Genomic DNA, 25,095 nt, shown 5'->3' with positions numbered 1-25,095 from the left:
CCCTCCCATAGTGTCCTATAGCACCGGTGAAGGCGCCGCCAGCTTCGGCTGGCGGTACAGATCCAGCAGCACCTGGTCCAGCACCGACGAAGCGCCCCACGGTTTCGGGTCGTTGAGGATCGCCACCACCGCCCAAGTGTTGCCGTTGTTGTCGCGGCTGAACCCGGCAATGGCACGCACAGTGTTCAACGTACCGGTCTTGACGTGGGCTTCGCCGCGCATGGCGGTGGTCTTCAGGCGTTTGCGCATGGTGCCGTCGGTGCCGGCGATCGGCATCGAGCTGATGTATTCCGCAGCGTAGGGGCTTTTCCAGGCGGCTTGCAGCATGGCGGCCATCTCGCGGGCGCTGACCCGTTCGGCACGGGACAGGCCCGAACCGTTCTCCATCACCAGGTGTGGCGCGGTGATGCCTTTCTTCGCCAGCCACTGGCGCACCACACGTTGCGCGGCCTTGGCATCGTCGCCGTCGGCATCGTTGCGGAACTGTGCACCCAGGCTCAGGAACAACTGCTGAGCCATGGTGTTGTTACTGTATTTGTTGATGTCGCGGATGATTTCCGCCAGGTCCGGCGAAAACGCGCGGGCCAGCACCTTGGCATCCTTGGGCACCGGCGCCTGGATGTCACGGCCCTGGATGCTGCCGCCCAGTTCCTGCCAGATCGCCCGCACCGCACCCGCGGTGTAAGTGGCGTGGTCCAGCAGCGACAAGTAGGTCTGCGAGCTGCAGCCATCGGCCAGTTGGCCGCTGACGGTGACCGTCATACTGCCATCGGCGCCTGTGACCGGGTTGTAGCGTACGTCGCCGGTGCACTGCTTGGCGTTGGAGGCCTTGACCTGGTTGTCGATGCGGATGCTGGCAATCGGCGGCTCGACCGAGACGAGCACGCGGCCCGAATCGTTACGGGTCACAAAGCGCAGGGCCTTGAGGTTGACCAGCAGGGCGTCGGGCTTGACCAGGAACGGTTTGTTCTCGTCGTTGCCGTCATCATTGAATTCCGGCAACTGCGGTTGGTTGAAGAAACTGCGGTCCAGCACCAGGTCGCCAGTGACTTGCTGTACGCCATTGGCCCGCAGGTCGCGCATAAGCAGCCAGAGTTTTTCCATATTCAGCTTGGGGTCGCCGCCGCCCTTGAGGTACAGGTTGCCGTGCAACACGCCACCGCTGAGGGTGCCGTCGGTGTAGAACTCGGTTTTCCACTGGTGGTTGGGGCCGAGCATTTCCAGGGCCGCATAGGTGGTGACCAGCTTCATGGTCGAGGCCGGGTTCACCGAGACGTCGGCGTTGAAAACCGTGGGGGTGCCGGGGCCGTTCAGGGGGATCATCACCAGGGACAGCGCGGTGTTTTGCAGCTTGGCTTTGGCAAGTGCCTGCTGGACGTTCGGCGGCAGGGTGTTATTGATCGGGGCAGCGGAGGTGGAAAAGGCCAGTGGCAGGAGAAAACCGGCGAGTAGCAATGGACGCAAAGATTTGATCATAAGAAGTAAAACCCTACTGCTGAGGAGGGTGAAAAAGGCGAGGGGTAAATAGGAAAATTCCCTCAATGGTCATGAAAGTGTCGGCATTATGCCCCAAGGTGAACGCACTTGTAGCTGAACGATAGCTGGTAATCGGCGTTTTTTTAACAGCAAAGTGCCGCCTGTCCCAGAGAGTCGGGCAATCGTCGTCTTAAACTGCTAAAGTGCCGCCCGTTATTACTTATGAGGATTGTTCCAATGGCGACTAACCGTTCCCAGCGTCTGCGCAAAAAACTGTGCGTTGATGAATTTCAAGAGCTGGGTTTCGAACTGAACCTGGACTTCAAAGAAGGCCTGAGTGAAGAAGCTATCGACGCTTTCCTCGAAGCGTTCATCAAAGAAGCCATGGAAGCCAATGGTCTGGGCTATGTTGGCGGCGATGACTACGGTCTGGTTTGCCTGCAGAAGCGTGGCTCGGTCTCCGAAGAGCAGCGTGCTGCCGTCGAAGCCTGGCTGAAAACCCGTTCCGAGCTGACCAAGGCTGAAGTCAGCCCGCTGCTGGACGTGTGGTATCCGGAAAAGCCGATCAACGCGGCCAAGTGATACTGAAAAAAACGGCGACCTGAGGGTCGCCGTTTTTTTATGCCTTGCGCCAGTTCAGAATCAGCAGCGTCAACACCCCCGCCACAATCCCCCAGAACGCCGACCCGATGGAAAACAACGTCAAGCCTGACGCGGTAACCATAAAGGTGATCAGCGCCGCTTCCCGTTCCTTCGGCTCATTCATGGCGATGCTCAAGCCATTGATGATCGAGCCAAACAAGGCCAAGGCCGCAATCGACAGTACCAGCTCCTTGGGCAAGGCTGCGAACAATGCAGCCAGCGTCGCTCCGAACACCCCGGCGATGCCGTAGAACACCCCGCACCATACGGCGGCGGTGTAGCGTTTGTTGCGGTCTTCATGGGCATGGGGCCCGGTGCAGATCGCTGCGCTGATCGCCGCCAGGTTAATGCCGTGGGAGCCGAACGGCGCCAGCACCAGCGAGGCCAGGCCGGTGGTGGTGATCAGCGGCGAGGCCGGCACGTTATAGCCATCGGCCCGCAGTACGGCGACGCCGGGCATGTTCTGCGAGGTCATCGCCACCACGAACAGCGGAATCCCGATGCTGATGGTCGCCGCCAGCGAGAAGTGCGGCGTCGTCCACACCGGCGTCGCCACTTCCAGGTGGAAGCCGCTGAAGTCCAGCAAGCCCATCAGCCCCGACAACAGGGTGCCGATCACCAGCGCGGCCAGCACCGCATAGCGTGGCGACAGGCGCTTGATGATCAGGTAGGTGAAAAACATCCCCAGTACCAGGCCGGTGCGATGCTGCGCGGCAACGAAAATCTCGCTGCCGATCTTGAACAGGATCCCCGCCAGCAACGCTGCCGCCAACGACGCAGGGATACGCTTGACCAGTTTTTCAAAGCTGCCGGTGAGCCCGCAGAGCGTCACCAGCACCGCGCAGGTGATATAGGCACCGATGGCCTCGCCATAACTCACACCGCCCAGGCTGGTGATCAACAGCGCCGCGCCAGGGGTGGACCAGGCAATGGTGATCGGCGTGCGATAGCGCAGGGACAGGCCGATGCTGCACACCGCCATGCCGATGGAAATCGCCCAGATCCACGAAGAAATCTGCGCCGTGGTCAAGCCGGCAGCCTGGCCGGCCTGGAACATCAGGACCAGGGAACTGGTGTAGCCGGTCATCATGGCGATAAAGCCGGCGACGACGGCGGAGGCAGAAGTGTCGGCCAGCGGGCGCAAAGGCGCTTGGGTGGCGTCGGTCATGGAGAGGTGTTCCTTTTACCTGGTTTTTTGCCGGTGGCGGCGCAGATTCAAGCCTAAACTCAAACGTAACGACTCATTGCAATACAGACGGCACCGCAAACAGCCGTACAGTGTGTTGGCGCAGTGGGTTGTGTACAATGTGCCGTGTTTTTAGGTGGTACTTGCCAGCGACCCAGTGTTGCCGTATTACCTTGAATTTGCCGTATTACCGTTAATTCGCCGCCGTTCTCCCGACCCGAGTGCCCATGAACGAACAGTTGCAACCTCTCAAGAAACAACCGCGAGCCGGTAAGGCCGGTCGCAGCGGAACCCAGGACGATATCGTCTATGCGCATATCTTCGAGGCGATCCTCGAGCAGCGCCTGGCACCCGGTACCAAATTGAGCGAAGAGGCACTGGGCGAAATCTTCGGCGTGAGCCGCACCATCATTCGCCGCGCCCTGTCGCGCCTGGCCCATGAAGGCGTGGTGTTGCTGCGGCCCAATCGTGGCGCGGTGGTGGCGAGCCCAAGCGTGGAAGAAGCGCGCCAGGTGTTCCTGGCCCGGCGGCTGGTAGAGCGAGCGATCACCGAGCTGGCAGTGCAGCATGCCACCGCCGAGCAACTGGCCGAACTGCGCCAGATGGTCAACGATGAGCGCGACAGCTTCTCCCGCGGCGATCGCGGTGCCGGCATCCGCCTCTCCGGCGAATTCCACCTCAAGCTGGCCGAAGCGGCGAAAAACGCGCCGCTGATCAGCTTCCAGCGCAGCCTGGTGTCCCAGACTTCGTTGATCATCGCCCAATATGAAAGCGGCAACCGCTCGCACTGCTCTTACGATGAACATACACAGCTGATCGATGCGATCGAAGCACGGGACGCCGCGCTGGCGGTGAATTTGATGATGCATCACATGGATCACATCGACAGCAAGCTCAACCTCGACGAGGAAAGTGCGTCGGATGATTTGCATGCGGTGTTCTCGCATCTGTTGCAGACCAAGAAGCCGGGGCGCTCCTCGATAAAGCTGTAATTTCCCCGGCTCACCCGGGACAAAATGTGGGGGGGCTTGCTCCCGATAGCGGTGGTTCAGTTAACACATTACTAACTGAACCACTGCCATCGGGAGCAAGCCCCCTCCCACATTTGGTTTTGTGTGGCGGTTGAGATCAGCGTTGGTGCACGAGTTGGCCGGCCGCATAGGTCTGCAACACCGTCCGATCATCCCCCAGCGTCATCAACACAAACAACGTCTCGGCAATGTTATTGGCCTGCTTCAAGCGATAGCTCAGCAGGGGCGTGGCGTTGTAATCCAGCACCAGGAAGTCTGCATCGGTGCCCGGCTGCAACGTGCCGATCTTGTCTTCCAGGCGCAGCGCCCGCGCACCACCGAGGGTGGCCAGGTACAGCGACTTGAACGGGCTCAACCGCGCGCCCTGCAATTGCATGACTTTGTAGGCTTCGTTGAGGGTTTGCAGCAGTGAGAAGCTGGTGCCGCCGCCCACATCGGTGCCCAGGCCAACGTTGAGTGTGTGTTTCTCGGCCATCGGCAGGTTGAACAGGCCGCTGCCGAGGAAGAGGTTCGAGGTCGGACAGAACGCCACCGCCGACCCCGTCTCCGCCAACCGCGCGCATTCGTCATCACACAGGTGCACGCCGTGGGCAAACACCGAACGCTCGCCCAGCAGCTTGTAGTGGTCGTACACGTCCAGATAGCCGTTTCGCTCGGGGAATAGTGCCTTTACCCACTCGACTTCCTGCTTGTTCTCACTGATGTGCGTCTGCATGTACAAGTCCGGGTACTCGCCCAACAGTTGCCCGGCCAGCGCCAATTGCTCCGGCGTGCTGGTCGGCGCAAAACGCGGTGTGACCGCATAGTGCAGGCGACCCTTGCCGTGCCAGCGTTCAATCAGCGCCTTGCTTTCCCGGTAGCCGGATTCGGCGGTGTCGGTGAGGTAATCCGGGGCGTTGCGGTCCATCATCACCTTGCCTGCGATCATACGCAGGTCGAGTTTTTCCGCCGCTTCAAAAAAAGCGTTCACCGACTGCGGATGCACGCTGCCGAACACCAGTGCGGTGGTGGTGCCGTTGCGCAGCAGTTCCTTGATAAAAATGTCTGCGACTTCTTCGGCATGGGCCTTGTCGGCGAACTGGCTTTCGCACGGGAAGGTGTAGGTGTTGAGCCAGTCCAGCAACTGCTCGCCATACGCGCCGACCATGCCGGTTTGCGGCAGGTGGATATGGGTGTCGATCAGGCCCGGGGTGATCAGCGCATCCTGGTAGTGGGTGATGTCGATGTCGGCAGGCAAGGTCGGCAGCAGGTCGCCAGCATGGCCAACGGCGCTGATCCGGCCGTTTTCGATCACCAGCAAGCCGTCTTCGAAATACTCGTAGGAGGCTTCGATCCCAACGATGGCGGGGTCGGCGATGCTGTGCAGGATGGCGGCACGGTAGGCTTTGCGAGTCAAAGGCATGGTGATCTCAATTCTTGGCAAAAGAAGGAATTGCTTGGCTGCGGCGCGAGGCCGGGAGCAATTTGGCAATGGGTTCGGCGCTCGCGGTGTGCTGGCCGAAATTGGCGTTATAGGTGGCGATGATTTCGCCGGCGATGGAGATGGCGATCTCCACCGGCAACTTGCCCTTCACCTCGGTGAGGCCCATGGGGCAGCGCATGCGTTGCAACTGCGCGGCGTCGAAGCCGCGATCGCGCAGGCGGTGTTCGAACTTGACGCGTTTGGTCTTGGAACCGATCAGGCCGAAGTAGGCAAAGTCATTGCGCTTGAGCAGGGCGGCGGTCAGTTCCAGATCCAGCGCGTGATTGTGGGTCATGACGATGCAGTAACTGCCCACCGGCAGGTCGGCGATTTCGTCCACCGGCTCTTCGCTGACGATTTTACGCACGCCGTGGGGGATATGATCCGGAAACTCCTGCTCGCGCGAATCGATCCAGTGCACCCGGCACGGCAGGGTCGCCAGCAACGGCACCAGCGCGCGGCCGACATGGCCGGCGCCAAATACGGCGATCTGCGCCTGGACCTGGCCCATGGGTTCGAACAGCAACACGGTGACGCCACCGCAGCACTGGCCCAGGCTCGCGCCGAGGCTGAAGCGCTCCAGGTGGGTATTCTGCTGGCCACGCATGAGCATATCGCGGGCGATCTGCATCGCTTTGTACTCAAGGTGCCCGCCGCCGATGGTGTCGAAGGTCTGCGCGGCGCTGATCACCATCTTCGAACCGGCATTGCGCGGCGTGGAGCCGAGCTCTTCGATGATGGTCACCAGTACGCAGGGTTCGCCCTGGTTTTGCAGGTCGGCGAGGGCGCTGATCCAGTTGTTCATAGTCACCTCTTGTGGTGTCTGTCAGGCCGTCATCGGGGGCAAGCCCCACTCCCACATTTTGATCTGTGAATACCTTCAAATGTGGGAGGGGGCTTGTCCCCGATGGCAGCGCCTCGGTCTAGAGCGAAGCCATTTCAGTTTCAGTCTCGACAGCTGTCGCCGTCTGCACCTTGCGCATCTGCTCACACCCCCACAACACCCGCTCCGGTGTCGCCGGCGCATCAATCTTCGGCTGATGGCGATAGTCACCCAGGCTCGCCACCGCATCCTTGATCGCGCACCACGAGGCTATCCCGAGCATGAACGGTGGCTCGCCCACGGCCTTGGAGTGGAACACCGTGTCTTCCGGGTTCTTACGGTTTTCCACCAGCTTCACGCGCAAATCCAAAGGCATGTCGGCCACCGCCGGGATCTTGTAGCTGGCCGGGCCGCAGGTCTCTAGCTTGCCCTTGTTGTTCCACACCAACTCCTCCATGGTCAGCCAGCCCATGCCTTGGATAAAGCCGCCTTCCACCTGGCCGATGTCGATGGCCGGGTTCAGTGAGGCGCCCACATCGTGAAGGATGTCGGTGCGCAGCATCTTGTATTCGCCGGTCAGGGTGTCGACGATCACTTCGCAGCAGGCAGCGCCAAACGCGAAGTAATAGAACGGCCGACCGCGCGCCTGGCTGCGGTCGTAGAAGATTTTCGGGGTCTTGTAGAAGCCGGTACTCGACAGCGAGACCTGGGCGAAATACGCCTGCTGGATCAACGCCTCGAAGGTCAGGATCTGGTCGCGCACGCGCACATGGCCGTTGTGGAATTCCACATCCGCTTCGCTCACGTCGTACTTGCGCGCGGCGAATTCTACCAGGCGTTGCTTGATGGTTTCGGCGGCATTCTGCGCGGCTTTGCCGTTCAGGTCCGCACCGCTGGAGGCAGCGGTCGGCGAGGTGTTGGGTACCTTGTCGGTGTTGGTGGCGGTGATCTGCACGCGGTCGATGTCCACCTGGAACACTTCGGCCACCACTTGCGCGACCTTGGTGTTCAAGCCCTGGCCCATCTCGGTGCCGCCGTGGTTCAGGTGGATGCTGCCGTCGGTGTAGATATGGATCAGCGCGCCCGCCTGGTTCAGGAAGCTCGCCGTGAACGAGATACCGAACTTGACCGGCGTCAGCGCCAGGCCTTTTTTCAGGATCGGGCTGTGGGCGTTGTACAGGCGAACCGCTTCGCGGCGCTCGGCGTATTGGCTGCTGGCTTCAAGTTCGGCGGTCATCTCTTCGAGCATGTTGTGCTCGACGGTCTGGTAGTAGTGGGTGACGTTGCGCTCGGTCTTGCCGTAGTAATTGGCCTTGCGCACCGCCAGCGGGTCCAGCGCCAAATGACGGGCAATGGCGTCCATCACTTCCTCGATGGCGACCATGCCTTGCGGGCCACCGAAGCCGCGATAGGCGGTGTTGGACGCGGTGTTGGTCTTGCAGCGATGGCCGTTCACCGTGGCATCGCCCAGGTAATAAGAGTTGTCGGCATGGAACATCGCGCGGTCGACGATCGAGTTGGACAGGTCCGGTGAGCAGCCGCAGTTACCGGCCAGCTCCAGATTGATCCCGTGCAGACGACCGCTGTCGTCGAAGCCCACGTCGTATTCGATATAGAAGGGGTGGCGTTTGCCGGTCATCAGCATGTCTTCGACGCGCGGCAGGCGCATCTTGGTCGGTTGGCCGGTGAGGTGCGCCACCACCGCGCACAGGCACGCCGGGCTGGCGGCCTGGGTTTCCTTGCCGCCAAAACCGCCACCCATGCGGCGCATATCGACGACGATCTTGTTCATCGACACGTCCAGCACTTCGGCCACCAGCTTTTGCACTTCGGTGGGGTTCTGCGTGGAGCAGTAGACGATCATGCCACCGTCTTCGGTGGGCATCACCGATGAGATCTGGGTTTCCAGGTAGAAGTGTTCCTGGCCGCCGATATGCAGCGTGCCCTGGATACGGTTTTTCGCCGTGGCCAGCGCGCCCGCCGAATCGCCCCGTTGGTGGGTGTGACTGTCGAGTACGAAATGCTTGTTGCGAAATGCCTCGACCACATCCAGCACGGGCTCCAGGTCTTCGTATTCGATCACCGCGGCCATCGCGGCCTTGCGTGCGGTGTCCAGGTCGCGGGCAGCCACGGCCAAAACGACCTGGCCGACGAACTGTACCGTATCGATGGCCAGCAACGGGTCGCCGGGCATTAGCGGGCCGATGTCCTTGAGGCCCGGCACGTCTTCATGGGTGATGACGATGCGCACGCCGTCAAAGGCATAGCAGGGCGCGGTGTCGATGCTGATGATCCGGGCGTGGGCGCGGTCGGACATGCGCGCATACAGGTGCAACTGGTTGGGGAATTCCAGGCGGTCATCGATGTACTGCGCTTCACCGGATACGTGCTTGGCGGCACTGTCATGCTTGACGCTGCGGCCGACCCCGGAGGTCAGGTCCTGGGCAAACAGCGCGGCCAGTTCGGCCTGGGTTTTTTCCACGGTGTGATGGTTAGACATAAGCGGTCACCCGAGTCTCGATGTGCGGCGTTTGCAGTTCGATGAAGTATTTGCGCAGCAGGTTCTGCGCGCTGAGCAGGCGGTATTCCTTACTGGCGCGGAAGTCCGACAGCGGGGTGAAGTCCTCGGCCAGGGCGGCGCAGGCTTTCTCGACGGTGGCGGCGTTCCAAGTGGCGCCGACCAACACGGCTTCGCAGCTTTTCGCGCGTTTTGGCGTGGCGGCCATGCCGCCAAAGGCGACGCGGGCCTCACTGATCACACCGTTGTCGATCTTCAGATTGAATGCAGCGCAGACGGCGGAAATATCATCGTCCAGGCGCTTGGAAACCTTGTAGGCACGGAACAACGCGTGGCCTTTAGGAACGATAATTTTCTCGATGAACTCGCTGTCCTGGCGCGCCGTCACACGGTAGTCGATGAAGTAGTCTTCCAGCGCCAACGTACGGCGCACGTTGCCTTTGCACAGCACGATCTGCGCGCCGAGGGCTATCAGCAGCGGCGGCGAATCGCCAATCGGTGAAGCGTTGCCGATATTGCCGCCGAGGGTGCCCTGGTTGCGGATTTGCAGGGAGGCGAAGCGGTGCAGCAGGTCGCCGAAATCCGGGTATTCGTGGTGCAGCGCGGTGTAGCAGTCGGAGAGGGCCGTGGCGGCGCCGATTTCCAGGCGGTCGTCGAAGCGCTCGATGCGCTTCATCTCTTCAATATTGCCGACATAGATCATCACCGGCAGGGTGCGGTGGAACTGGGTGACTTCCAGGGCCAGGTCGGTGCCGCCGGCCAGCAGGCGGGCTTGGGGGTAGGCATCGTAGAGGTCGGCCAGGTCGGCAACGGTGAGTGGCACCAGGCAGCGTTTGTCGCCGCTGTTGAGTTCACCGGTTTGGGTCGGCGCGATGGCTTTGAGGCGGGCGATGGTCTCGGCCTGGCGGCTGTCGAACTGGTCCACCGGTTTATTGCAGCAGGCCTGTTCGGCGGCGGCGAGGATCGGCCGATAACCGGTGCAGCGGCACAGGTTGCCGGCCAGGGCTTCGTGAGCTTTTTGGCTGTCGGGAGCGTCGCTGTTCTTTTGCAGGGCGAACAGCGACATCACAAAACCTGGGGTGCAAAAGCCGCATTGCGAACCGTGGCACTCCACCATGGCCTGTTGCACGCTGTGCAGTTGGCCCTGGTGCTTGAGGTCTTCGACGCTGATCAGTTGTTTGCCGTGCAGCGACGAGACAAATGTCAAGCAGGAATTGAGGCTGCGATAACGGATCTGCTCAACGCCCTGAGGGTCGGTGTGCAACTCGCCGACCACCACGGTGCACGCGCCGCAGTCGCCGCTGGCGCAGCCTTCCTTGGTACCGGGTTTACCCACATGCTCGCGAAGATAGTTGAGCACGGTGAGGTTGGGGTCCAGGGCGTGCTCGCTACGGAGTTCCTGGTTAAGTAAAAACTGGATCACGGAAGGCCTCGCAGACTCATTATTGTTGTTAACCGCTTTGCGCCGAATCTAGTCATGTCTGACTTTTCGGTCAACGATTTTCTGACCAGAAGGTCAGGAAATTGCGATCGCAACACTTTCAATTATGGTTCAGTCTTCTGAAACCGGCGTTTTTGGGGGCGTGTGGGTTTTCAGTGCTGCTTATTTCATGCCAAATTCGCCACCGTGGGCGTAGCGCCATCAGCGGGCCAATGCGCTACACTGCCGCGCTTGTATCGATAGAAGATTTTGAAGGGAAAACATGACGTTCAAGGCGCCGGACAGTCTCGCCGAGCAAATCGCTCATCACCTCGCCGAACGTATCATTCGCGGCGATCTCAAGCCTGGGGAGCGGATCCAGGAGCAGAAAGTCACGCTGGCGCTCAATGTCAGCCGTGGCTCTGTACGTGAAGCTTTGCTGATCCTCGAACGCCGCCACCTGATTGCGATCCTGCCGCGCCGTGGCGCCCACGTCACCGAACTCACTGCGCACAAGGTGCAGAGCCTGTGCACGCTGATGAGCGAGCTGTATATCCTGCTCGGCAATGCGGTTGCCCAGGGTTGGCAGTCCCAGGCCGACATGGCGCCGTTCGTGCAGATCCAGCAGCGTCTGGTGGGCAATTTCGAGCGCCAGGACATCCGCGCCTTTGTCGAAGAATGCTTCAATGTGATGCGCGCCGCGTACCCCTTTGCCAACAACCCGTATTTGCAGGAAACCGTCGAGAACCTGCAGCCAGCGATGAACCGCGCCTATTACCTGGCCCTGGATCAGCGTAAGGCGTCCATGAGTGAGTACCTGGCGCTGTTCGAGCAACTGCTCGCCGCCGTGCTCGCCCGTGACCTGCTGCAGATTCGCCAGGTGCTGTCGGCCTACTGCGAGCGCAGCAGCTCGCTGGTCATCGCTGCGTTGGCGGACGCCTAAGCGTGCGGCTCAAGTGCATCAAACTGGCGGGGTTCAAATCCTTCGTCGACCCGACCACGGTGAACTTCCCCAGTAACATGGCGGCAGTGGTCGGGCCCAATGGCTGCGGCAAGTCGAACATCATCGACGCCGTACGCTGGGTGATGGGCGAGAGCTCGGCAAAAAACCTGCGTGGCGAGTCGATGACCGACGTCATCTTCAACGGCTCCACCAGCCGCAAGCCAGTGAGCCAGGCCAGCATCGAACTGGTGTTCGACAACTCCGACGGCACCCTGATCGGCGAATACGCGGCCTACGCGGAAATCTCCATCCGCCGCAAGGTGACGCGCGACAGCCAGAACAGTTACTTCCTCAACGGCACCAAGTGCCGACGCCGGGACATTACCGACATCTTCCTCGGCACCGGCCTGGGCCCGCGCAGCTATTCGATCATCGAACAGGGCATGATCTCCAAGCTGATCGAAGCCAAGCCCGAAGACCTGCGCAACTTTATCGAGGAGGCGGCCGGTATCTCCAAGTACAAGGAGCGCCGCCGCGAGACCGAAAACCGTATCCGCCGCACCCATGAAAACCTTGCCCGCCTCACCGACCTGCGCGAAGAGCTGGAGCGCCAGTTGGAGCGCCTGCACCGCCAGGCCCAGGCTGCCGAGAAGTATCAGGAATACAAGGGCGAAGAGCGCCAGCTCAAGGCGCAACTGTCGGCCCTGCGCTGGCAGGCGCTGAATGACCAAGTGGGCCAGCGCGAAGCGATCATCGGCACCCAGGAAATAAGCTTCGAGGCCCTGGTGGCCGAGCAGCGCAATGCCGACGCCGCCATCGAGCGCCTGCGCGACGGGCACCATGACCTGTCCGAACGCTTCAATCTGGTGCAGGGCCGCTTCTATTCGGTGGGCGGCGATATCGCCCGGGTCGAGCAAAGCATCCAGCACGGCCAGCAGCGCCTGCGTCAGTTGCAGGACGATTTGAAGGAAGCCGAACGCGCGCGCCTGGAAACCGAATCGCACCTGGGCCACGACCGCACCTTGCTGCTGACGTTGGGCGAAGAGCTGGACATGCTCACCCCCGAGCAGGAGATCACCAACGCCGCCGCCGAAGAGGCCGCCGCTGCGCTGGAAGAAGCCGAAACCACCATGCACGGTTGGCAGGAGCAGTGGGACGCCTTCAACCTGCAATCTGCCGAACCGCGGCGCCAGGCCGAGGTGCAGCAGTCGCGCATCCAGCAACTGGAAACCAGCATGGAACGCCTGGCCGAACGCCAGCGTCGTCTGCAGGAAGAGCGGGTGCTGCTTGCCGCCGACCCGGAAGACGCGGCGATCATGGAACTCAGCGAGCAACTGGCCGAAAGCGAAATGACGCTGGAGGAGCTGGAAGCCAGCGAAGAACAACAAGTGGAGCGCCTGGAGCAACTGCGTCAGCAACTGCAACAGGCGACCCAGGCCCAGCAGCAGGCCCAGGGCGATTTGCAGCGGCTCAATGGCCGGCTGGCGTCCCTTGAAGCCTTGCAGCAAGCGGCGTTGGACCCAGGCACCGGCACCGCCGAATGGCTGCGTGATCAGCACCTGGCCGAGCGTCCGCGTTTGGCCGAAGGCTTGAAGGTTGAAGCCGGTTGGGAGCTGGCGGTAGAGACCGTTTTAGGCGCCGACCTGCAAGCCGTGCTGGTGGATGATTTTGGCGGCTTCGACCTGGCCGGTTTTACCCAGGGTGACCTGCGTTTGCTCAGCCCCGCCGCTGATGGCACGCGGGTGCCGGGCAGCCTGCTGGACAAGGTCGAGGCGGCAATTGACCTGTCGCCGTGGCTGGGCCAGGTCAAACCGGTGGAGTCCCTGGAGCAGGCCCTGGCCCAGCGCGGTCAACTGGCTGCCGGCGAAAGCCTGATCAGCCGCGACGGTTACTGGGTCGGCCGCCACTTCCTGCGAGTGCGCCGTGCCAGTGAAGCGGAAAGCGGCGTTCTGGCCCGTGGCCAGGAAATCGTCAACCTGATCGCCGAGCGTGAAGAGCGCGAAGCCACCCTGGAAAGCCTCGAAACCGAACTGCAAACCCTGCGCGCCACCCAGCGCCAGCAAGAGACCGGCCGCGAACACCTGCGCCGCCTGTTGCAGGACGAAGCGCGCCAGCAAGGCGAATTAAAAGCGCAGCTCTCCGCGAGCAAAGCCAAGGCCGAGCAACTGACCCTGCGCCGCACCCGCCTCGACGAAGAAGTGGCGGAGATGGGCGAGCAGCGCGCCCTCGAACACGAACAGATCGGCGAAGCGCGCCTGCAATTGCAGGAAGCCCTCGACAGCATGGCCCTGGACACCGAGCAGCGTGAACTGCTGCTGGCCCAGCGTGACAGCCTGCGCGAGCGCCTTGATCGTGTGCGCCAGGAAGCCCGCCAGCACAAGGACCACGCCCATCAGTTGGCAGTGCGCCTGGGTTCGCTCAAGGCCCAGCACAATTCCACGGCCCAGGCTCTTGAACGCCTGGAAATGCAGTCCGAACGCCTGACCGAAAAGCGCGAGCAACTGAGTCTCAACCTGGAGGAGGGCGAAGCGCCGCTGGAAGAGTTGCGCCTCAAGCTTGAAGAGTTGCTCGACAAACGCATGACCGTCGACGAAGAACTCAAGACCGCGCAGATCGCCCTGGAAGATGCCGATCGCGAACTGCGCGATGCGGAAAAACGCCGGACCCAGGCCGAGCAGCAATCCCAGCTGATTCGCGGCCAGCTCGAACAACAGCGCATGGAATGGCAAGCTTTGACCGTGCGCCGCAAGACCCTGCAAGACCAATTGCTCGAAGACGGCTACGACTTGCATGGCGTGCTCAACACCTTGACCGCCCTGGCCAACGAGAAAGAGGCCGAAGAAGAACTTGAACGGATTGCCGCACGTATCCAGCGACTCGGCGCGATCAACCTCGCCGCCATCGATGAATACCAACAGCAGTCCGAGCGTAAACGTTATCTGGATGCCCAGGACGCCGACCTGGTGGAAGCCCTGGACACCCTGGAAAACGTGATCCGCAAGATCGACAAGGAAACCCGTAACCGCTTCAAAGATACCTTTGATCAGATTAATGGCGGTTTACAGGCGTTATTCCCGAAAGTTTTCGGTGGTGGCAGCGCTTACTTGGAACTGACGGGCGAAGATCTACTCGATACAGGGGTAACGATCATGGCGCGGCCTCCGGGCAAGAAGAACAGCACCATCCATTTGTTGTCCGGCGGCGAAAAAGCCCTGACCGCATTGGCCCTGGTGTTTGCCATCTTCAAGTTGAACCCGGCGCCGTTCTGCATGCTCGACGAAGTTGACGCACCACTGGATGACGCTAACGTTGGACGCTATGCGCGACTGGTCAAGGAGATGTCCCAGACGGTGCAGTTCATCTATATCACCCACAACAAGATCGCCATGGAAATGGCTGATCAGTTGATGGGGGTGACAATGCATGAACCGGGCTGTTCACGTTTGGTCGCTGTGGATGTCGAAGAAGCGATGGCGATGGTGGACGCCTAGCGGCAAGCTTCAAGCAGCAAGTGAGTTGGCTTGAAGCTTGTAGCTCAGGGCTTGTAGCTCACAGTCGGCGCCTGCTGTAGGAGATTGCCTACTATGCCTGAAAGCTGGCAATTCGACACATTTCGCGTCAACTGTGTAAAGTTATCTTTGGTCGTGCTAGTTTAATGTCAATTTTTCGTATGCGTGGGCAAAACGTCAGTCAGAACATAGAGTTGGCGCCACGTTTTAAAGCGGTTTGCACGGTGCTAAACCCCTTATTTTTCAGCATTTTTTATTAGAGGCACGGGATTACATGGAAATCGGTCTGCGCGAGTGGCTGATCGTCATCGGCATCATTGTGATTGCCGGTATTCTTTTTGATGGCTGGCGCCGCATGCGCGGTGGCAAGGGCAAGCTCAAATTCCGTCTGGACCGCAACCTGTCCAACTTGCCTGACGACGACGGCAGCGCCGAGCTGCTGGGGCCGCCCCGTGTGCTGGATACCCATAAGGAACCGCAACTGGACGAGCATGACTTGCCGTCGATGAGCGCGCCGGTGCGTGAAGCCCGCGAGCCATCCTCCAAGCGTGGCAAGCGTGGCAGCGCCAGCGTTGCCGAACCGCATCAGGGTGACCTGAACCTCGATGTCGATGAAGGCCCGAGCTTCAGCAGCCGCGACGATGATTTCCCGGATGAAAACGCTGGCAAGAATGCGCCGCGTCAATCGGTCAACGATCAGCCTGCCGCTGAAGAAGTGCTGGTGATCAGCGTGATCTGCCGCGACGCGGCCGGCTTCAAGGGCCCGGCGCTGTTGCAGAACATCCTCGAAAGCGGCCTGCGCTTTGGCGAGATGGATATTTTCCACCGCCACGAAAGCATGGCCGGCAACGGCGAAGTGCTGTTCTCCATGGCTAACGCAGTCAAGCCAGGCACCTTCGACCTTGACGACATTGACCTGTTCAGTACCCCTGCGGTGAGCTTCTTCCTCGGCCTGCCGGGCCCGCGTCACCCGAAACAAGCGTTCGACGTGATGGTGGCCGCTGCCCGCAAGCTGTCACAGGAACTCAACGGCGAGCTCAAGGACGACCAACGCAGCGTCCTGACCGCCCAGACCATCGAACACTACCGTCAGCGCATCGTCGAGTTCGAGCGTCGCGCCCTGACACAGAAACGCTGAGGATTGGTTTCCAGCGTTGTCATTAGAATAAGCGCACCAACATTTGAGCAGCTTCGGCTGCTCTTTTGCTTTATGAGAGAACACCCATGACCGCCGCCCACACCCGCATCCTCGAACTGCGCGCTGAACTGGATCAGCACAACTACCGTTACCACGTCCTCGACGAGCCGAGCATTCCGGACGCCGAGTACGACCGGTTGTTCCACGAGCTCAAGGCCCTGGAGGCCGAGCATCCGGACCTGGTGACGCGTGATTCACCGACGCAGCGGGTCGGCAGTGCGGCGTTGTCCGCCTTTACTCAGGTACGCCATGAGATCCCGATGCTCAGCCTGGGCAACGCGTTTGATGAAACCACCATGCTTGAGTTCGATCGCCGGGTCACCGAGGGTCTCGACCTGCCCGTGGGCGATCTGTTCGGCGGTGGCGCGGCGGTGGAATACAGCTGTGAGCCGAAGCTGGATGGCCTCGCGGTCAGCCTGCTTTACCAGGATGGCGAATTGGTACGCGGCGCCACCCGAGGCGACGGCACCACCGGCGAAGACATCAGCGTCAACGTGCGCACCGTGCGCAATATCCCGTTGAAACTGCATGGCAGCGGCTGGCCGGCGACCCTGGAAGTGCGCGGCGAAGTGTTCATGTCCAAGGCCGGTTTCGAGCGGCTCAACGCTTCGCAGATGGAAGTCGGCGGCAAGACCTTCGCTAACCCGCGCAACGCTGCGGCGGGCAGCCTGCGCCAGTTGGATTCGAAGATCACCGCCAGTCGTCCGCTGGAATTCTGCTGCTATGGCCTCGGCCAGGTGACCGCGGATATCAGCGACACCCATATCGGCAACCTGAAGCAGTTGCAGCAGTGGGGCATGCCCATCAGCCATGAGCTGAAGTTGGCCAAGGGTATCCAGGAGTGCCTCGATTACTATCGCGATATTGGCGAGCGGCGTAACAGCCTGCCCTATGAAATCGACGGCGTGGTGTTCAAGGTCAATAGCATTGCCTCGCAACGTGAGCTGGGCTTCCGCGCCCGCGAGCCGCGCTGGGCCATCGCGCACAAATTCCCGGCCATGGAAGAACTCACCGAGCTGCTCGACGTGGAATTCCAGGTCGGCCGCACGGGTGCCGTGACGCCGGTGGCGCGCTTGAAGCCGGTCAAGGTCGCGGGTGTCACCGTGTCCAACGCCACCCTGCACAACATGGATGAAGTCGCGCGCCTGGGCGTGAAAATCGGCGATACCGTGATCATCCGCCGTGCTGGTGATGTAATCCCGCAGGTGGTGTCGGTGGTCCTCGAACGCCGCCCGGAAAACGCCCGTGCGGTGCCGATCCCTGAGCGCTGCCCCGTGTGTGGCTCCCATGTGGAGCGCACCCAGCTGGTCAAGCGCAGCAAGGGCAAGGAAACCGTCAGTGAAGGTGCGGTGTACCGCTGCGTCGGGCGCCTGGCCTGTGGTGCGCAGCTCAAGCAGGCAATTATCCATTTCGTCTCGCGCCGGGCCATGGACATCGACGGGCTCGGTGACAAAACCATCGAGCAACTGGTGGATGAAAAACTCATCGGTTCGCCGGCCGACCTCTACAAACTCAAATACGAGCAGATCATCGACCTGGAAGGCTTTGCCGATATCTCCAGCAAGAAGCTGATCACCGCCATCGAAAACAGCAAGACCCCGACCCTGGCGCGTTTTATCTACGCCCTGGGCATTCCCGACGTGGGCGAAGAGACCGCCAAGGTGCTGGCGCGCTCCCTGGCGTCCCTTGAGCGCGTGCAGAAAGCCTTGCCGGAAGTGCTGACGTACCTGCCGGATGTGGGCCTGGAAGTGGCCCATGAGATCCACAGCTTCTTCGAAGACAGCCACAACCAGGACGTGATCGGCGCGCTGTTGTCGCCTGATGAATGCGGCCTGCAATTGCAGGATCAGGGGGAACTGAGCGCCGAGTTCGCCGCCAGTACCACTTTGGGCGGCTTCCTGGACAAGCTGCATGTACCCTCGGTGGGCCCCGGCGCTGCGCAGAAACTTGCGGATAAGTTCGGCAGCCTGGAAGGCGTGATCAAGGCGGACTGGCTCGACATGCGCCAGGCGCTGCCGGAGAAGCAGGCCAAGGCCGTGCGGGAGTTTTTCGATAACCCGGACAACGCTCGCCACGCCCTGGCTATCGAGCAGCAACTGCGGGACTTCGGCATGCACTGGCAGAGCGAGAAGAAGGTGGTCGAAGGCCTGCCCGAAGCTGGGCATACCTGGGTGCTCACCGGCTCCCTGGAGCTGATGAGTCGCGACGTGGCCAAGGACAAGCTTGAAAGCCTTGGCGCCAAGGTGGCCGGTTCCGTGTCGGCGAAGACCCATTGCGTGGTGGCCGGGCCGGGTGCTGGCTCCAAGTTGGCCAAGGCCAGCGAGCTGGGCTTGAAGGTGCTGGACGAAGAGGCCTTTGTCGCGTTCCTTGCCAAACACAATATTTCGGTCTGACGCGGCGCCTGTGGTGAGCGGGCTTGCCCCGCGCCGGGCTGCGACGCAGCCCCAGAAGGAAAGTGGAACGATCCTGAGTCCTAAATGATCTAGTCTCAGTCACCCAGGGAGAGATCGCCATGTTCCGCTACTTCGAGCAACTCAGTTCGCGCATCGCTGCACCGTTCATGGCCGAAACCTCGCGCAACAGCAAGGTGTGGCAGTGTCGGTGCGGGCAAGCGCTGTTCTTTCGCAACAGCCAATGCCTGGCCTGCCAGGCGCTGCTGGGCTATCAGCCGCAGCAAAGCCGCTTGTCCTCCCTGCAGCCCGGGCCCGTGGAAGGCACCTGGCTGCAAGACGACAACCTCGACGCCGGCGCTTTTCGCCGTTGTGCCAACCTCGACACCGCGGCGGCCTGCAACTGGCTGATTCCCGCCCACAGCACTGCGCCGCTGTGTGTGGCGTGCAGCCTCAACCGCACCATCCCCGACCTGTCGATCCCGGAGAACCCCGAGCGCTGGAGCAAGGTGGAGACCGCCAAGCGCCGGCTGGTGGCGCAGTTGATCAGCCTGGGCCTGCAAGTAGTGCCCAAGAGCGTCGACGAGGATAGCGGCCTGGCGTTCGACTTCGTCGGCATCGACCTGGAAGGCAACGCGCCCATGACCGGGCATGCCAACGGCCTGGTCACCCTTGACATCAAGGAAGCTGACGACGCCCACCGCGAAAAAATCCGGGTGCAGATGCGCGAACCCTACCGCACCTTGCTGGGCCATTTTCGCCATGAGGTCGGCCACTATTACTGGGACCGCCTGATCGCCAACAGCCACTGGCTGGAGCCTTTTCGCCAGTTGTTCGGCGACGAGCGCGCCAGTTACGCCGACGCCCTCGACCAGCACTACCAGAACGGCCCGCGCCCCGACTGGCAGCAAACCAGCGTCAGTGCCTACGCCACCATGCATCCCTGGGAAGACTGGGCGGAGACCTGGGCTCACTACCTGCACATGATGGACGCCGTCGACACCGCCCTGGGCTTTGGCATGAGCGCCCGTGAGATGGACCTGGATTACCAGCCATTCCCCCTCACCACGCTCTACGACCCCGAGCATCCCGGCGGTGTTGCATTCCTGTCCTTCGTCAACGCCTGGATCGAACTGGCCGGCATGCTCAATGAACTCTCCCGTGCCATGGGCCAGCCGGATTTCTACCCGTTTGTGCTGCCACCGGCGGTGATCGCCAAGCTGCACTTCATTCACCTGGTGATCCAGGAAGAGGGCGGTCGGGCGGATGAGGTGTTGCAGGCACAATGATCAGCCAATCTGGAAGGGGAAGCCGATGGCATGGCAAGTGCTTGAACCCCTTCATATTTTTAATCCGTCACCAACGGTTGTAACTTCCGATGAGATCGGTACAATGGCCCCGCTTGCCGAGAGGCCAGCGTCGTTATGGTGACCCCATCGGTCCCCCCGCAACGATTACCCGTGAACCTGGTCAGAGCCGGAAGGCAGCAGCCACAGCGGGAACATTGTGTGCCGGGGTGTGGCTGGTGGGGTTGCCTCCATAACGCTCTTCCCAGCGGTCCCCCCCCTTCGATTCAAATCCAAATTACTTATTTTCAGTCAACTGCCGATGTTTTATTGCGCGGTCGATGACGGCTGTTTCACAACTTTCCAACACCCCTCTGGACAACCCCAAACCGCCTTGTTAGTTTCCGCCGGCCACTTGTTTCAGAATATGACAGTGGTGCTGATTTGATATTGAAGTGCTATCACTTCTTTAACTAACAAGGATGTCTGTATTGAAAAGCCTGCAAGGGTTACCTCGTCTTATCAGTGCTTCGGTAGGTGCGCCGGGTAAAGCCCGCAACTTGCCCGCCGATGTGCAGTGCATCCAGTATTTATTCAATCTGATCATTCCCAAGATGGGTTTCCCATTGGCCGAAAACGGCAAGTGCGATGGCCAGTTGGTGCAGTGCATCAGCCAATACCAGTTTCGCCACCTCAAGTATGCCCATCCCGATGGCGTGGTCGACCCCACCGGTCGCACGTTCAACAGCCTGATCGAGGAGGCGGTGAAGGTGCCGGTGAAGGCCTTCCCGACGATGCGCATACCGAGTTTTCTCAATGCATTTGGCAACAACCAGGGCGATGCGGTGCAGGCCACGGTCAATGTGTACCTGGACCGCATGCGCGCGATGATCGAGGCCGAGCGGCGTAACCGGCAATTGATGCTCCAGGCCACGTGCGACGGGGGCATGACCCTCAGCGAAACGGACTTCCAGAACGCCGCCACGCAGTTGGGGAGCGGTATTTCGGTGAATATCATCAAGGCCTTCGCCACTGTGGAATCAGGTGGGCGTTCGGGGTTCGGCCCGGCCAAGTTGCCGGTGATCGCGTTTGAAGGGCACTTGTTTCGCAAGTACACCAAGCACATCTACGACCAGGCGCACCCGCTGTTGTCCTACCCCTACAAGAAAAAAGCCGGGCCGCAGTGGCAGGCCAATAACAAGGATCAGGCCAAGGCTTGGGAAACCATGGCCACCGCATTTGCCCTGGACCAGGAAGCGGCACTCATGTCGGCGTCGTGGGGTATGTTCCAGATCATGGGCTTCAACTTTGCATCGTGCGGCTACAAGACGGTGTTTGAGTTTTCGGCAGCATTAAAAGTGAATGCCGGCAACCAACTAAAAGCGTTCCTCGGTTTTTGCAGCAAGAGCCCGGCCTTGATGAAAGCCATGAAAGCCAAGGATTTTACCGGCATGGCGCGTAACTATAACGGCGAGGACTACGGCAACTACGACGTCCTGATGCAAAAAGCCTACGAAAAACTTGAAGGGAAAAAATAGGATGATCCGTTTTCTTGCGATAGGTGTGTTGTCGTTGTGCGCCGTGGGCCCTGCCTTGGCCGGTTCGGCTGCGTTGCATTCGGGCAAGTACGAAGGGCTGATGCTGGCAGTGACGCCCGAACATCAGGTTGAAGGGTTCTATTCTGAAGCCATGGGCGAGGGCGTCACCCGCCGTTGCGCGTTTTACCTGCAAGGCAAACCTGAGGCGCTCACCACTTGGCTCGATGAGGCTCATCCCGGCAGCCTGGCGCCTTCGTCCGATGGCGTGACCCTGACGGTGGAAGAGGGCCGCCAGCACCCTGGGTGCATGAACGTGCTGATGCCGGAGATTGCCACCGGCCTGGACCTGACCCAGACCGCCAGCAAAAAATGGATCGGCCTGGTGACGGTATCCGCCGACAAGGCTTACCTGCTGAAGACCCCAGGCGCCAAGCCCGCCAAGCGTCCGTATATCGTCAAGCGCGATGTGGTCGGTGTGCTGGCCTTCAAGGACGGTTGGGCCCAGGTCGAGTTCATCAATGCCGACGACCGCTCGTTCAGCGGCTGGATCCGTCAGGATCAGTACGCAAGGTTGGCTGCTCCGGAAGGCTGATTGCGCAGATGCTTGAAAACGAAAGGTGGGAGGGGACAAGTCCGTTCCACCTTTTTGATTTGTGTCAGCCAAAAGTCTCCCGCAACAGCTCGGCAAATGCATCCCTGGCCAGATGCCGCTGGGTGTCCTTGTGCCAGAACAGCAGGTTATCCACGGCCGCCAGTTCTTCAAATCGATAAGACGCCAGCTGGTTGGCCTGCTCGTAGCGGGCGAGGATGCCTTCCGGCGCCAGCGCCACGCCAATCCCAGCGCTGACGCAGCCGATGATCGTGCCCCAACTGGCATAGCTGGCGATGGTCGGCTTGAAGTCATGGGGCTTGACCCAGTTTTCCAGTGCCGCGCGATATGGGCAGCCGGGTGGCCAGACCAGCAAAGTGCGCCCGGCGAGGTCCTCGGCGCCACTGATGGGGTCACTGGACGCGCTGGCGATCAGCACCAGGCGTTCGCTGTAGACCACGCTGTGTTCGAGCCTGGTGCGCTTGTTGCCGGCGGCCACCAGCGCCACATCCAGGCGATGGTGTTGCAGGTCGTCGAGCAGTTGGCCCCAGGCGCCGGTCACCAATTCCAGGCTGACATCGGGGTAGCGCCGGTGATACTCCGCCAGCAGCGGCGGCAAGCGTCCGCTGGCGCTGGACTCCACCGCGCCGATACGCAAGGTGCCACGGGGAATGGCATTGGCGTCCACGGCGCGTTTGGACTCATCCACCAGCGCCAGGATGCGTTCGCAGTAATCCAGGAAAATCTCACCGGCAGCACTGATGGCCAGCCCACGCCCGGCGCGGATGAATAGCGGTGTGCCCAGTTCTCCCTCCAGCTGCTTGATGCGCGTGGTGATGTTGGACGGTACGCGGTGCAATTGCGCCGCGGCCTGGGCCACGCTGCCGGTTTGCGCCACGGCTCGCACCATTTTCAGTTGGGCCAGTTCCATTGCTCAGTTCCAGTGATTGCAGAAGTCAGAAACGGTTAATTGTCCTGCGCCTTACCCGGGCCAAGACTGACGGCACACCTTCTCAGTTTCTGGACGCCGTCGATGAATACCCCTTCACCCGTAAAGCTTACGCTAGTCATCGCCAGCGTCATCCTGTGTTGGGCCTATTCGCCGATTGGCGTGCACATGGGGTTGCACAGCTACAGTCCCGGCCAGTTGGCATTGCTACGGTTTTTGATCGCCTCGGTGTTCATGGGCGTCGTGGCGCTGGTGATGGGCATCGGCCGGCCGCGCTTGCGTGATGTGCCCTGGTTACTGGTACTGGGGTTTTTCGGCGTGTTCCTGCATCACACCGCGATCAACTACGGACAGCAATGGGTGACTGCGGCGGCGTCCAGTGTTCTGGCGCAGTCAGCGCCGTTGTTCAGTGTGCTGATCGCGTTTTTCTGCTTGAAGGAGCGGGTCAGCGCCTGGCGCTGGGGCTGCGTGTTGCTGGGCCTGCTCGGCGTGCTGGTGGTGATCTGGGGCGATCAGGGCGTGGGTGACATCGACCCGCGTGGCGCGTTGATCCTGCTGGCGGCGGTGTCGTGGAGCGTGTATTTCGCCCTGCAGAAACACTATGCCCACCGTTACAGCCCACTGACCATGGCGTGCTACATGGTGTGGGCGGGCACGCTGATGTTGTGTGTGAACCTGCCGGGCCTGCCTGCGGCGGTGCTGCAGGCGCCGTTGCCGGAGAACCTGGCGGTGCTGGTGCTCGGCATCTTCCCCAGCGCCCTGGCGTACCTGGCCTGGGGTTATGTGTTGAAGCATGTGGAGGTCAGTCGCGCGTCGGTGGCGATGTACCTGATCCCGCCGGTGGCGATGGTGATGGCCGCGACGTTGCTGGGCGAACACATTGCCTTGCGGGTGATGCTGGGCGCTGTGATCGTGCTGGCCAGCGTGGCGGCCATCAGCCTGGAGGGGCGCTGGCGGTCAGTCGTTCAGGCAAAACGCGCGCAGGCGGTGGCCATCGAGGTCCTGGGCGACGAAGGTGTAGCCGAAGTCCAGGCTCGTCGGTGACTGGATAATGACGGCGCCCCGTTCTGCCCATTGGTCGTGCAGCGCGTCCACGGCGGCCGTATCGGGCAGCGAGAAGCCCACTTCACCGCCCCCGCCTGTGAGCTGGGCTGCCGGCTCGACGGTATGGCGCGACCACAGCCCGAGCTTTACGCCGTTGTCGAGAATGAACAGGGCAAAGGTCGGGTTCAATTCGACCGGTGGCTTGCCCAGCAGGCGGCTATAGAAGTTGGCACTGGTGGCCGGGCTGTCGACGTACAGCAGGAAGTAATGGGCGACGGTGTTCATGTGGGCTCCTTGAGAACGGGTGGGTGAGGGCGCCGATTCTATAAGGCGTCATTGTCAGTTCTTGTCAGGAGTCTCACCGGTGTACAGCTTGATAATTTCATCGACTTCGCCGGACATTTTCATGCGCAGCAAGGTGCGCAGGATCTGCTGCACCGGCACGTTCGGATCATTGCGCACGGCGCAGCCCACGCGTTGTTCATCGATCACGGCGACTTTATGCAGTTTTGTGCCGGTCGGCATACGCTGGTTGAAACGATCCAGGATCCATTCGTTGCTCACCGCAAACTTGAAGCGTCCGGCCACCAGCTTGTACAGCACCTGCTCTTCGCTGCGCGCATCGTCGCGGGAGAGTTGGCCGCTGGCAAACAGCGGATCGAGGATGGCGTAGCGATAATTGAGCACGGTGCCGATCGATTGAGGTGCCAGTCTGGTCACTTGCACCGGCTGCGTGGGAATGTGGCTACTCACCAGCACGTTTCGCTGCACCATCAACGGGATGCTCCAGGTGTAGTCGCCGGACAGGTTGTTGAGCCAGGCCTGGGTGACATAACAGCGCACATCAATATCGCCATGCTCCATGGCCGTCGAGATACGTGCCCGGGCCAGTACATAAAACTGTGCCGGACGGCCGACCTGGGTGGCCAGGCTCAACATCAAGTCATACAGAATGCCCTGGGTGGGCCGCCCCTCGTCCAGTTGCACCATGGGCATCGCCCAACTGTCGGAAACCGAGAAACGCAGCGGTGCAGGCGCCGCCAGGCAAGCCGTGGTCATCATCCATAAAGCGCCCAGGACTACACGCATAC

General features: G+C 61.1%; 19 protein-coding genes and 1 other RNA gene. 11 read left to right on the top strand and 9 right to left on the bottom strand.

The genetic code is table 11. The annotated features are described in order from the left end of the window. Positions 1-15: 15 nt before the first annotated feature. A complete protein-coding gene (dacB, locus tag HDC32_RS09430; RefSeq protein WP_131699678.1) occupies positions 16-1,476 on the bottom strand; it encodes a D-alanyl-D-alanine carboxypeptidase/D-alanyl-D-alanine-endopeptidase in 1,461 nt (486 codons plus the stop codon). Between the two features lie 237 nt (positions 1,477-1,713). On the opposite strand from dacB, the gene HDC32_RS09425 reads away from it, so the two are divergent. Next, the gene (locus tag HDC32_RS09425) at positions 1,714-2,058 is read left to right on the top strand and encodes a YggL family protein (RefSeq protein WP_010208515.1); all 345 of its coding nucleotides are present in this window, start codon (positions 1,714-1,716) and stop codon (positions 2,056-2,058) included. A gap of 37 nt (positions 2,059-2,095) precedes the next feature. Here the strand turns inward: HDC32_RS09425 and HDC32_RS09420 are convergent, their stop codons facing one another. Next, complete coding sequence (locus tag HDC32_RS09420; RefSeq protein ID WP_145337020.1) at positions 2,096-3,286, bottom strand: benzoate/H(+) symporter BenE family transporter; 1,191 nt, start codon at positions 3,284-3,286, stop codon at positions 2,096-2,098. Between the two features lie 245 nt (positions 3,287-3,531). Here HDC32_RS09420 and HDC32_RS09415 point away from each other — a divergent pair, with 245 nt between their 5' ends. Continuing rightward, positions 3,532-4,296, top strand: coding sequence for a GntR family transcriptional regulator (locus tag HDC32_RS09415; RefSeq protein ID WP_015885332.1), 765 nt, complete (start codon positions 3,532-3,534; stop codon positions 4,294-4,296). 136 nt (positions 4,297-4,432) lie between these two features. Here the strand turns inward: HDC32_RS09415 and guaD are convergent, their stop codons facing one another. From guaD to xdhA, 4 genes are all read right to left on the bottom strand, one after another. Further along, positions 4,433-5,737 carry a guanine deaminase gene (gene guaD / locus HDC32_RS09410; RefSeq protein WP_131699676.1) on the bottom strand — a complete coding sequence of 435 codons (1,305 nt, stop codon included), beginning with the start codon at positions 5,735-5,737 and terminating at the stop codon, positions 4,433-4,435. 7 nt (positions 5,738-5,744) lie between these two features. Then, entirely contained in the window at positions 5,745-6,602 is an 858-nt protein-coding gene (gene xdhC / locus HDC32_RS09405) for a xanthine dehydrogenase accessory protein XdhC (RefSeq protein ID WP_131699675.1), read from the bottom strand. Positions 6,603-6,720: 118 nt separating this feature from the next. Next, positions 6,721-9,120: a xanthine dehydrogenase molybdopterin binding subunit gene (gene xdhB, locus HDC32_RS09400; protein WP_184743657.1), complete on the bottom strand. Its 2,400-nt coding sequence runs from the start codon at positions 9,118-9,120 to the stop codon at positions 6,721-6,723. After that, complete coding sequence (gene xdhA, locus HDC32_RS09395; RefSeq protein WP_131699673.1) at positions 9,113-10,561, bottom strand: xanthine dehydrogenase small subunit; 1,449 nt, start codon at positions 10,559-10,561, stop codon at positions 9,113-9,115. The genes xdhB and xdhA overlap by 8 nt, the downstream gene beginning before the upstream one ends. 280 nt (positions 10,562-10,841) lie before the next feature. Here xdhA and HDC32_RS09390 point away from each other — a divergent pair, with 280 nt between their 5' ends. The 8 genes from HDC32_RS09390 to HDC32_RS09355 all read left to right on the top strand — a co-directional run bounded on the left by HDC32_RS09390 (position 10,842) and on the right by HDC32_RS09355 (position 22,014). Beyond that, a complete protein-coding gene (locus tag HDC32_RS09390; protein WP_184743655.1) occupies positions 10,842-11,501 on the top strand; it encodes a GntR family transcriptional regulator in 660 nt (219 codons plus the stop codon). Between the two features lie 2 nt (positions 11,502-11,503). Then, the gene (gene smc, locus HDC32_RS09385) at positions 11,504-14,992 is read left to right on the top strand and encodes a chromosome segregation protein SMC (protein WP_184743652.1); all 3,489 of its coding nucleotides are present in this window, start codon (positions 11,504-11,506) and stop codon (positions 14,990-14,992) included. A 292-nt stretch (positions 14,993-15,284) separates the two neighbouring features. Then, positions 15,285-16,148: a cell division protein ZipA gene (zipA, locus tag HDC32_RS09380; protein ID WP_131699670.1), complete on the top strand. Its 864-nt coding sequence runs from the start codon at positions 15,285-15,287 to the stop codon at positions 16,146-16,148. A gap of 86 nt (positions 16,149-16,234) precedes the next feature. Continuing rightward, a complete protein-coding gene (gene ligA / locus HDC32_RS09375; protein ID WP_184743649.1) occupies positions 16,235-18,601 on the top strand; it encodes an NAD-dependent DNA ligase LigA in 2,367 nt (788 codons plus the stop codon). A gap of 119 nt (positions 18,602-18,720) precedes the next feature. Next, a complete protein-coding gene (locus tag HDC32_RS09370) occupies positions 18,721-19,887 on the top strand; it encodes a putative zinc-binding metallopeptidase (protein ID WP_131699668.1) in 1,167 nt (388 codons plus the stop codon). 145 nt (positions 19,888-20,032) lie between these two features. Beyond that, positions 20,033-20,129, top strand: an RNA gene (gene ffs, locus HDC32_RS09365) — signal recognition particle sRNA small type. A gap of 246 nt (positions 20,130-20,375) precedes the next feature. Then, positions 20,376-21,422 (top strand): N-acetylmuramidase family protein, encoded by a 1,047-nt coding sequence (locus HDC32_RS09360; protein ID WP_065924756.1) that lies wholly within the window; start codon positions 20,376-20,378, stop codon positions 21,420-21,422. A gap of 1 nt (position 21,423) precedes the next feature. Next, complete coding sequence (locus HDC32_RS09355) at positions 21,424-22,014, top strand: hypothetical protein (RefSeq protein WP_184743646.1); 591 nt, start codon at positions 21,424-21,426, stop codon at positions 22,012-22,014. Positions 22,015-22,078: 64 nt separating this feature from the next. Here HDC32_RS09355 and HDC32_RS09350 read toward each other — a convergent pair whose 3' ends face one another. After that, positions 22,079-22,942, bottom strand: a complete 864-nt coding sequence (locus HDC32_RS09350; RefSeq protein ID WP_184743643.1) for a LysR family transcriptional regulator — start codon at positions 22,940-22,942, stop codon at positions 22,079-22,081. 102 nt (positions 22,943-23,044) lie between these two features. Here HDC32_RS09350 and HDC32_RS09345 point away from each other — a divergent pair, with 102 nt between their 5' ends. Continuing rightward, positions 23,045-24,004 carry a DMT family transporter gene (locus tag HDC32_RS09345; RefSeq protein WP_184743640.1) on the top strand — a complete coding sequence of 320 codons (960 nt, stop codon included), beginning with the start codon at positions 23,045-23,047 and terminating at the stop codon, positions 24,002-24,004. Here HDC32_RS09345 and HDC32_RS09340 read toward each other — a convergent pair. Both HDC32_RS09340 and HDC32_RS09335 read right to left on the bottom strand, forming a co-directional pair. Further along, positions 23,918-24,289, bottom strand: a complete 372-nt coding sequence (locus HDC32_RS09340) for a VOC family protein (protein WP_131699663.1) — start codon at positions 24,287-24,289, stop codon at positions 23,918-23,920. The two genes, HDC32_RS09345 and HDC32_RS09340, sit on opposite strands and share 87 nt — an antisense overlap. Positions 24,290-24,343: 54 nt before the next feature. Further along, positions 24,344-25,093, bottom strand: a complete 750-nt coding sequence (locus HDC32_RS09335) for an ABC transporter substrate-binding protein (RefSeq protein ID WP_184743638.1) — start codon at positions 25,091-25,093, stop codon at positions 24,344-24,346. Positions 25,094-25,095 lie beyond the last annotated feature (2 nt).

Source organism: Pseudomonas sp. JAI120 (assembly GCF_014207255.1).
Taxonomy (GTDB): Bacteria; Pseudomonadota; Gammaproteobacteria; order Pseudomonadales; family Pseudomonadaceae; genus Aquipseudomonas.
The sequence above is the reverse complement of the archived record's forward strand: the minus strand, read 5'-3'. Positions and strand labels throughout refer to the sequence as shown.